General features: G+C 69.8%; 11 protein-coding genes and 1 pseudogene. 10 read left to right on the top strand and 2 right to left on the bottom strand.

The window, feature by feature from the left end; genetic code table 11:
* Window positions 1-1,211: flagellar hook-associated protein FlgK (gene flgK / locus RT309_RS04925; protein WP_313355768.1), on the bottom strand; the 1,211-nt coding region annotated here is incomplete at its 3' end.
* A gap of 5 nt (window positions 1,212-1,216) precedes the next feature.
* Window positions 1,217-1,699, bottom strand: coding sequence for a flagellar export chaperone FlgN (gene flgN, locus RT309_RS04930; RefSeq protein ID WP_313355769.1), 483 nt, complete (start codon window positions 1,697-1,699; stop codon window positions 1,217-1,219).
* Between the two features lie 192 nt (window positions 1,700-1,891).
* Between flgN and RT309_RS04935 the strand changes: the two genes are divergently transcribed.
* From RT309_RS04935 to RT309_RS04980, 10 genes and pseudogenes are all read left to right on the top strand, one after another.
* Window positions 1,892-2,698, top strand: coding sequence for a sigma-70 family RNA polymerase sigma factor (locus tag RT309_RS04935; RefSeq protein WP_313355770.1), 807 nt, complete (start codon window positions 1,892-1,894; stop codon window positions 2,696-2,698).
* 88 nt (window positions 2,699-2,786) lie between these two features.
* Window positions 2,787-3,635: a flagellin gene (locus RT309_RS04940; RefSeq protein WP_313355771.1), complete on the top strand. Its 849-nt coding sequence runs from the start codon at window positions 2,787-2,789 to the stop codon at window positions 3,633-3,635.
* A gap of 69 nt (window positions 3,636-3,704) precedes the next feature.
* Entirely contained in the window at window positions 3,705-5,087 is a 1,383-nt protein-coding gene (gene fliD, locus RT309_RS04945; protein ID WP_313355772.1) for a flagellar filament capping protein FliD, read from the top strand.
* A 2-nt stretch (window positions 5,088-5,089) separates the two neighbouring features.
* Window positions 5,090-5,494, top strand: a complete 405-nt coding sequence (gene fliS, locus RT309_RS04950) for a flagellar export chaperone FliS (RefSeq protein ID WP_313355773.1) — start codon at window positions 5,090-5,092, stop codon at window positions 5,492-5,494.
* Complete coding sequence (locus RT309_RS04955) at window positions 5,491-5,757, top strand: hypothetical protein (RefSeq protein ID WP_313355774.1); 267 nt, start codon at window positions 5,491-5,493, stop codon at window positions 5,755-5,757. The genes fliS and RT309_RS04955 overlap by 4 nt, the downstream gene beginning before the upstream one ends.
* Before the next feature lie 109 nt (window positions 5,758-5,866).
* Complete coding sequence (locus tag RT309_RS04960) at window positions 5,867-6,208, top strand: flagellar basal body protein (protein WP_313355775.1); 342 nt, start codon at window positions 5,867-5,869, stop codon at window positions 6,206-6,208.
* Window positions 6,205-6,597, top strand: a complete 393-nt coding sequence (locus RT309_RS04965; protein ID WP_313355776.1) for a flagellar basal body rod C-terminal domain-containing protein — start codon at window positions 6,205-6,207, stop codon at window positions 6,595-6,597. Before RT309_RS04960 ends, RT309_RS04965 begins: the two co-directional genes overlap by 4 nt.
* Entirely contained in the window at window positions 6,597-6,899 is a 303-nt protein-coding gene (gene fliE / locus RT309_RS04970; RefSeq protein ID WP_313355777.1) for a flagellar hook-basal body complex protein FliE, read from the top strand. The genes RT309_RS04965 and fliE overlap by 1 nt, the downstream gene beginning before the upstream one ends.
* A complete protein-coding gene (gene fliF / locus RT309_RS04975; RefSeq protein WP_313355778.1) occupies window positions 6,899-8,533 on the top strand; it encodes a flagellar basal-body MS-ring/collar protein FliF in 1,635 nt (544 codons plus the stop codon). The genes fliE and fliF overlap by 1 nt, the downstream gene beginning before the upstream one ends.
* Window positions 8,530-8,781: pseudogene (locus tag RT309_RS04980) on the top strand (flagellar motor switch protein FliG); the annotation flags it as partial. The gene fliF and the pseudogene RT309_RS04980, both read left to right, overlap by 4 nt.

The raw sequence follows: 8,781 nt of genomic DNA on the forward strand, positions 1-8,781 counted from the left end.
ATGTCGCCCGCCGTGCCCACCGCGAAACCGGCGACGACATCGCCCCAGATCGAGTCGGGCCCGCCGGGCTTGCGGCCGAGCTGGGAGATCGCGTCGGCGTTGCCCGCGTCGAGCGGACCGCCGCCCGGCTTCGCGACGGCGAGGTCGGATGCCTGCTGCACCGCCACGGTGAGCCCGAGCGCCGCAGGCCCCGTCGCCGACAGTGTGAAGAAGTCGCCGCCGTTCTGGCCGCCGGCGGTCACGCCGAGCCGGTGCTGATCGTTGACGCTCGTGGCCAGGGCGGTGGCCACCCGGTTGTACGACTCGGCGAGGCCGGCGAGGGTGCCGCCGTCCTTGGCCGGTGCGAGCACGCTCAGCGTCCCGCCCAGCTCACCGCCGTCGATCGACACGGGGAAGCCGTCGGGTCCGCTCCACGACACCGACAGCGCCCCGGGCTGGTCGATGGCGGTGGGGCCGGTGAGCGTCAGCGACCGGGCATCCCCTCCCGAGACGAGGGCGTTGCCGTCGATGCGCACCGTCATCGTGCCGTCGGCTTCGAGTGTGCCTCTGGCGCCGGTCAGCCGGGCCGTGGTCTGCACGAGGGCATCCCGCTGGTCGATGAGCTCGTTCGCCGAGCGGCCGGCGCTCAGCGCGTCGCGGATCTCGGTGTTGAGCTGAGCGATCTGCGATGCGGCGGTGTTGATCTGCGCCACCGAGCGCTCGGCGGACTGCCGGCCATCGCTCCACTGGGTCGCCACCGTGCGGTATCCGCCGGCGATCTGTGCCGTCAGCTCAGCCGCCGACTGCAGCACGGTCGCCGCGGCCGCACCCTGATCAGGGGTGTTGCCGAGGTCCTGCCACGAGTTCCAGAACTGGGTCAGTCGCGCGGAGAGGCCGTGCGCGCTCGGCTCGGCGAGTGCGGTCTCGGCGGTGGTCGCGGCGAGCGCGCGGGCCGACCAGAATCCTGCCGCGGATGCCGTGTCGCGGACGCGGGCGTCGAGAAGCGCGTCGCCGAGGCGCGCGATCCCGTCGACCGAGACGCCGTGGCCGGGAAGGGCGCCCATGCTGAATCGGCCCGACTGCGCCACTGCCGCGATCGCCGACGTGCTGACCCGCTGGCGGGTGTAGCCCTCGGTCGCCTGGTTCGCGATGTTCTGCCCCACGACGTCCATCCCGCGCCGCGCGGCGGCGAGAGCGCTGGCTGCGGTGCCCAGCCCACTGAAAGTCGACATGTTCCTCACATCTCCGTGTCGATGATGCGCGCGGAGTTCTCTCGCGCGCGCTCACCGTGGGTGGTGTACTCGCCGGTGTCGTCTCCGAGGCCGGCGATCGTCTCCTGCGTGGCGCGCATGACCGCGCGCAGCTGCTCGGAGGTCGCGTCGCGCAGCCGGCCGATCTCGTCGGTCAGCCTGATCAGCGCGCTCAGGTGCTCGGTGAGCACGTCGCGCCAGGCGCCCTTCGGCGCGCTGTCGATGAGCTGCCGGATGCCGGCGCCTTCCGGCGCGTGCCACTCTGCGGCCAGCGCCTCCGCCTCGACCACGCGGGCGATGCTCGCCGAACGGAGGCCCTCGAGCACCTGCTCGATCTCGCGCGTCGCGAAGTGCAGCCATCGCGAGCGGCCGGCGGCGAGCAGCAGCTCCTGCTCTTCGAGCTTGAACAGCAGCAGCTCGAGCAGCTCGCGTTCGCGCCACAGCTGCATGGACAACTCGTTGGCTCCCATTGGCCCTCTTCCCCAGTGGACGACAGGCCGTCCGGCCGATCGAAGTTAGCTATCGGTCGGACTGCGCGGATCGTTATCAATCGCACTATGGGGATTTCTCCCCATCTGGATATCATTCATCTCATGGTAGGGGGGGGACCCGGCCATACGGGAGCAGCATCCTGCTCCGGTATTCGTACGGAGGACCTTGCCATGCCGACGATTGACGAGCGCAATCGCCTGATCGAAGAGAACCTGCCACTGGTGGGATACCTCGCCTCGGAGACGCACGCACGTGCGACGCATGTACCACGCGAGGAGCTGGCATCCGCCGGCGCTCTCGCGCTGGTGACCGCGGCCGATGCGTTCGACCCCTCGCTGGGCGTGCCGTTCGGAGCCTACGCCCGCCGGCGCATCCTCGGCGCGTTCGCCGACGAGATGCGCTCGATGGACTGGGCCACCCGCGGCATCCGTCGTCGCATCAAAGAGACAACCGCAGTGCAGGAGACGCTGTCGGCGGCGCTCGGCCGTCAGGCGTCCGTCGCCGAGATCGCGACCACGATGGGCGTCTCGCACGACGAGGTGACCGGCGCCCTCGCCGACGCCGCGCGCACCGTGACGACGCTCGACGAGGTGTACGAGTCGGACATCGCCTCGGTCATGCCGCTGCCCGAGGAGTCGGCCGTGGTCGCCGAGCGCCGCACTGTTCTCGAGCACGCCATCGCGGCGCTGCCCGAGCGGATGCGGTCGATCGTGCACGCCGTGTACATCGAGGAGCGCCCGGTGAAGGAGATCGCCGAAGAGCTCGGCGTCTCGCACTCCGCCGTGTCGCAGCAGCGCGCCGAGGCGATCCGTCTGCTGCGGGATGCCCTGGAGCGGTACTACCGCGACGGCCAGGAGGCGCCGACGACGTCGCGCGTCTCGGCATCGGTGCGCGAGGGCTTCTTCGCCCGGATCGCCGAGAGCGGCGGGGCGCGCATCGCGCGCGCCCTCGCGGCGCCGGAGCCGGCCATCACCTGACGACTTACGCCTTCGTCGTATCCGCCGATAGGTGACGGTGAAGCCCACGGACGGGCTTCGTACGGATCCCATCACGGAGGAACACAACATGGGTATGCAGATCAACACCAACGTGTCGGCGCTCAACGCCTACCGCAACCTGTCGTCGACGCAGAACGACCTGTCGAAGTCGCTCGAGAAGCTCTCGAGCGGTCTGCGCATCAACCGCGCTGCCGACGACGCAGCCGGCCTGGCGATCAGCGAGGGCCTGCGCTCGCAGGTCGGCGGCCTGAACGTCGCGGCCCGCAACGCCCAGGACGGCATCTCGGTCATCCAGACCGCGGAAGGCGCCCTGACCGAGGTCCACTCCATCCTGCAGCGCATGCGCGACCTCGCGGTGCAGGGTGGCGCCGACTCGAACAACGCCGAGTCCCGCAAGGCCATCGAGACGGAAGCCGGTGAGCTCAGCAAGGAGCTCTATCGGATCACCGAGTCGACCACGTTCAACGGCATCGCTCTTCTCAAGGGCGGTGCTGCGCTGACGTTCCAGGTGGGCTCCGGCGCCACCGCGAACGACAAGATCGACGTGGCGCGCGCCGACGTCGCTACCGCCGTGGGCACCCTTGCGTCAGCAGATGGGCTCGCGGTCGGCGCTGGATTCGACGTCGACAGCAACAACGTCGCGCAGACCACGATCACGGCCATCGACTCGGCGATCACCGCGATCTCGGCGCAGCGCGCCGGCCTCGGTGCCGCGCAGAACCGCTTCGAGTCGACGATCAACAGCCTCAAGGTCTCGGCAGAGAACCTGTCTGCTGCCGAGAGCCGCATCCGCGAGACGGACATGGCGTCGGAGATGGTCAAGTTCACGGCGAAGAACATCCTGTCGCAGGCCGGAACCGCCATGCTGGCTCAGGCCAACCAGTCGACCCAGGGCGTGCTGCAGCTGCTGCGCTGATCCTGATCGACCGTCCCCGGGTGAGCGACCCGAACGCTCACCCGGGGTCACCCCCTCTGAAAGGCTGGCATGGCACTCTCGCTCGACGGTCTCGTCTCAGGCCTGAACACGACCGAGCTCATCAAGTCGCTGATGGACGTGCACTCCATCCCCAAGAACCTGCTGAAGTCGAAGATCGCCGACAAGGGCGTCGTCATCTCGAACCTGCAGTCCCTCAACGCCTCGCTGCAGGATCTCGCCACCAAGGCGAAGGCCGCGAGTGCTCAGGGCGCGATGACCGCGTTCACCGCCACGTCGACGTCGAGCGCGGTGACCGTCACCGCAGGAGCCGACGCCACCCCTGGCGCCATCGACATCGTCGTCGATCGCGTTGCGCAGCGGCACTCGATCGTGTCGGCACCGCTCGCCGCGTGGCCGGATGAGCCGCCCGTCATCACGCTGCAGAACTCGAAGGGCGAGCGCGTCGAGGTCACCGCCGCGTCGACGTCGATGCAGGACGTCGCGAAGGCGATCACGCAGGCCGGCTTCGGTGTGAAGGCCACGGCGGTCAGCGCCGGGTCGGCGGCCGACGGCACTCCCCTGTACCGCCTGCAGCTGAACGCCGCAGATCCCGGAGCGGCGGGATCGTTCACCGTGCTGCGCGGCGACATCGCCGCAGCCCAAGCGGGCACCGCGATCGACATCCTCACTGACCCGAGCGCCGCGACGGTCTCGCCCGGAGCCGACGCGCAGGTGCGGCTGTGGGCCGGAACCACGGCTGAGCAGGTCGTCACCTCGGCGAACGGCACCTTCGCAGGTCTCCTCCCGGGTGTCGACGTGACGGTGACCGCCGCGTCGACCGAACCGGTCACGATCACCGTCGCCACCGACAGCGCCGCACAAGCGAAGGCGCACGAGGCGTTCGTCGCGCAGATCGCGAAGATCCTCAGCGGCATCGACAAGGGATCGACCGCGACGGTGCCCTCCGGCTCGGGTGAGACGACGACCCTCGGCGTCTTCACCGGCGACAGCACCGTGCGCGCCCTGCGGCGCGGGCTGGCGGATGCCGTGCAGTACCCGGTCGGCGGCATCTCTCCCTCGACCATGGGCATCTCGATCGACAAGAACGGCGTGCTGTCGTTCGACCAGGAGCGGTTCACGAAGGCTCTCGCCGAGAACCCCGAGCAGGTCAGTGCCGTCTTCTCGGGCGTGGCCACCCGCGTGCAGGACGTCGCGAAGAGCTACTCCGACAAGTACGACGGGCTGCTCACCGCCCGCATCACCGGCCAGCAGAACGAGGTCGACTCGCTCGGCGAGCAGGTCGAGCGGTGGGACGTGCGCCTCGCGCAGCGCAAGGCCACCCTCGAGCGCACCTACGCCCAGCTCGAGGTGCAGCTCGCGCGCATGCAGTCTCAGTCGTCGTATCTCACCTCGCAGCTGTCGGCACTGACGCCGCCGCAGAAGGGATCCTGAACATGAACGCCGCCCTCAAGGCACAGCAGCGGTATCGCGAGCTCGCCATCCTCTCGGCAGGCCCCGAGCGTCTGCTCACCATGCTGTACGACCGCCTGCTGCTCGACATCGAGCGCGGCGAGGCGGCGCAGCGGGCAGGCGACTGGGCCGAGGCGAACACCCAGCTGCAGCACGCGCAGTCGATCGTCGCCGAGCTGACCTCCTCGCTCACCGACACGTGGGACGGCAGCGCCGGACTGCGCGGGGTGTACACCTTCCTCACCCAGACCCTGATCGGCGCCAACATCGGCCGCGACCCCGAGCGCACCCGCACCTGCGCCGAACTGGTCGCCCCGCTGCGCGACGCCTGGCACAGCGCCGCCGAGTCGATGACGCCGGCCGAGCAGACAGCCGCCGCCCGGGCATGAGCGTCGCGGAATGGGCCGATGAGCTCGACCGTCTCGAACGCGAGCTCTACGAAGACATGCACGTGACAGAGCCGTGGCATCCGCCCACCACGCCGATGCCGGCCGTGTTCGCCGATCGCGCCTGCGCGCTGCTGCTGCATCAGCAGGAGCGGATCGCCGAGATCCGCCGGCATCAGGACGCGATCGCCGACCAGCTCGTGACGCTGCGCCGGGTTCCGGATGCCGCCGCCGACGCCTCGGCGTATCTCGACGTCGTCGGCTGAGTCGCCTAACGCATCCGCACGATCGGTCGATAGAGCCTGACGAGCAGGGATCGCTCGCAGGAATCGGCCACGGATAGGCCTCACCCCACTGACGGATGGAAGCCGGTTCGTGTTCGATTCTGTGACCATGTCCGCGCTCTCGAGCGCGCTCGACGGCCTGTCGCTGCGCCAGCGCGCGATCGCCGACAACATCGCCAACATCAACACCCCCGACTACCACGCCAAGCGCGTGCAGTTCGAGGACGCATTGTCCGAAGCCGTCAGAGCCGGCCACGGCCGGGCATCCGCCACCGTCGGCGAGTCGCTCGAGCCGACCCGCCTGAACGGCAACAACGTCAACCTCGACACCGAGACGCTCTCGAGCATCGACACGATGCTGCGGTACCAGTTCGCGACGCAGGCGATCAACGGCTCGTTCTCGTCGGTGCGCGCAGCGATGAGGACGTCATGACCTTCGACGCGATCGGCATCGCCGGCACCGGACTGACCGCGCACCGCAAGTGGCTCGACGCACTCAGCGACAACATCGCCAACATCAACACCGCCGTCACGCCTGCCGCCCCGGCGTTCCAGGAGCGGTACATCGCCGTCGAGAACAGCGCCCACTCCCCCGGCGTGTACGTGGCGGGAACCGAGCTCGGCAGCGCCGAGGGGCGGCTCGTGCACCAGCCCGATCACCCGCTCGCCGATGCCGACGGGTACGTGCGCTACCCCGACATCGATCTCGGCGACCAGATGAGTCAGCTGATCATGGCTCAGCGCGGCTATGAGGCAAGCGCCGGCACCGTCGACCGCGTGCGCAACGCATATGAGGCAGCGCTGCAGATCGGACGCAGCTGATGGACGCCATCTCGAGCATCGACGCGCTCTCGTCCGCGCTGCCCACCTCACTGACCTCCGCTCCGACCCGCAGCACGGGCGACGCATCGTTCGCCACGAGCATCACCGGCGCCATCGACGAGCTGCGCGGCCTGCAGTCGCAGTCCGACGCTCTGAAGGTCGCCGCCGTCACGGGTGACCTCGACGACATCCACGCGGCGATGATCGCGTCGACCCGCGCCGCCGTCACGCTCGAGCTCGTCGCCGCTGTGCGCAACAAGGGCGTCGACGCGTTCAACGAGATCATGCGGATGCAGGCCTGATGCCCACCGCGGTCACGAACATCTTCCAGCGCGCCCGACAGGCGATCGCCGGCTTCACGATGGCGCAGCGCACCATCGCGATCATCGGTCTCGCGGTGCTCGCACTCGGCATCGCGGCGCTGCTGAGCTGGGCCTCGCGCCCGACCATGTCACCGCTGTTCACCGGACTGAGCGCCTCCGACGCGAACGCGGTCGTCGAGCAGCTGCGATCGGCATCCGTCTCGTACGAGCTGACCGACGGCGGCGCGACGGTGCTCGTGCCCGACGCCGACGTGTACGACCAGCGACTGGCCGCCGCGGCGGCCGGACTGCCGAGCGACAGCTCGGAGGGCTACTCGCTGCTCGACGACCTCGGGGTCACCACCTCCGAGTTCCAGCAGTCGGTGGCCTACAAGCGCGCCATCGAAGGCGAGCTGGCGGCGACCATCTCGTCGCTCAAGGGCATCTCGGCCGCGTCGGTGCGCCTCGCCATCCCCGAGGAGAGCGTGTTCGTCTCGGAGACCGTCGACCCGACCGCATCGGTGTTCATCGAGACCGGTCGCTCGGCGCTGAGCGCGACCCAGATCGAGGCGATCGTGCATCTCACGTCGGCGGCCGTGAGCGGCCTGAAGCCCGAGAACGTCGCGGTCGTCGACCAGAACGGACGCACCCTGTCGACGGTGGGCATGGGCGCCACCGGCGGAGTCGATCGTCAGGCCGGCGACTACGAGGCCCGCGTCGCCCAGAGCGTGCAGGAGCTGCTCGACAAGGTGGTCGGCCCCGGCAACGCCACCGTCACCGTGGTCGCCGAGGTCGACAGATCGGTCAACGAGCGACTCGAAGAGACCTACACCCCCATCGAGGGCGGCGCCTCGTCGTCGGAGCACACGCGCACCGAGACCGGCAGCGGCGGACAGGGCGGCGCCGGTGTGCTGGGGCCCGACAACATCGCTGTGCCGTCGAACGGCTCGGGCACGTACGAGGTGACCGAGGAGACCCGCAACAACATCATCAACAAGGCCACGCAGACCACCAGCACCCCGGCAGGTTCGATCACCCGGCAGTCGGTGTCGGTCGCCGTCGACGCCGGGGTCGGCGAAGAGATCGGCTCGGGCCAGCTCAGCGACCTCGTCGCGGCCGCTGCCGGCATCGACCGCACCCGCGGCGACCAGCTGACCGTCGAGATGGTGCCGTTCAGCCAGCAGGATGCCAAGGCCGCTCAGGCGGCCCTCGACGCATCGAAGAAGGCGGCCGAAGACGAGCAGCGCATGGCCCTGCTCGGCACGGCGCTGACGGTCGTCGCCATCGCGGCGCCGCTGCTGGCCGTGGTCGTCTTCCTGATCGTGCGCTCCCGCCGCAAGGCACGCGAGCCCGACGAGTTCGACGCGATGTTCGGAGAGCGCGCTCCGTCTGTGGCGGCGTACGCCGGCGCCACGCCCATCGAGTCGCCGCTGACCGTGCCGCTGCCGCTCACCGCCCCCGATCCCGCTCCGCTTCCCGCCACCGAGGTGCTGGCCGAGCTCGAGTTCGAGGCGGAGCCGGCGCAGGTCAGCCTCGAGCGCCGCCGCGGCGAGATCGAGACGCTCAGCCGGCGCGACCCCGAGCGCACCGCCGAGCTGCTGCGCACGCTGCTCTCGGATCGGGCGGGCGTATGAAGACTCTGAACGGAAAGCAGAAGGCCGCCGTCGTGCTGATGAACATCGACCGCGCCGCGGCGATCGAAGTCATGAAGCATCTCTCCGAGGCCGAGGCCGAGGCGATCACGGCCGAGATCATCGGCCTGCAGACCCTCGACGCGACGACCACCGCGCAGGCGCTCGGCGACTTCCAGCGGATCGCGGCCGGGCACCTGCCGCCCGGACGCGGCGGACGAGACATCGCGGCGAGCCTGCTCGAGGCGTCG

Source organism: Microbacterium sp., from assembly GCF_032084865.1.
GTDB lineage: Bacteria > Actinomycetota > Actinomycetes > Actinomycetales > Microbacteriaceae > Microbacterium.

What these genes read in the sequence shown, in the direction of transcription:
- flgN (WP_313355769.1), bottom strand. Translation starts at nt 1,699, where the DNA reads ATGGGAGCCAACGAGTTGTCCATGCAGCTGTGGCGCGAACGCGAGCTG.
- RT309_RS04935 (WP_313355770.1), top strand. Translation starts at nt 1,892, where the DNA reads ATGCCGACGATTGACGAGCGCAATCGCCTGATCGAAGAGAACCTGCCA.
- RT309_RS04940 (WP_313355771.1), top strand. Translation starts at nt 2,787, where the DNA reads ATGGGTATGCAGATCAACACCAACGTGTCGGCGCTCAACGCCTACCGC.
- fliD (WP_313355772.1), top strand. Translation starts at nt 3,705, where the DNA reads ATGGCACTCTCGCTCGACGGTCTCGTCTCAGGCCTGAACACGACCGAG.
- fliS (WP_313355773.1), top strand. Translation starts at nt 5,090, where the DNA reads ATGAACGCCGCCCTCAAGGCACAGCAGCGGTATCGCGAGCTCGCCATC.
- RT309_RS04955 (WP_313355774.1), top strand. Translation starts at nt 5,491, where the DNA reads ATGAGCGTCGCGGAATGGGCCGATGAGCTCGACCGTCTCGAACGCGAG.
- RT309_RS04965 (WP_313355776.1), top strand. Translation starts at nt 6,205, where the DNA reads ATGACCTTCGACGCGATCGGCATCGCCGGCACCGGACTGACCGCGCAC.
- fliE (WP_313355777.1), top strand. Translation starts at nt 6,597, where the DNA reads ATGGACGCCATCTCGAGCATCGACGCGCTCTCGTCCGCGCTGCCCACC.
- fliF (WP_313355778.1), top strand. Translation starts at nt 6,899, where the DNA reads ATGCCCACCGCGGTCACGAACATCTTCCAGCGCGCCCGACAGGCGATC.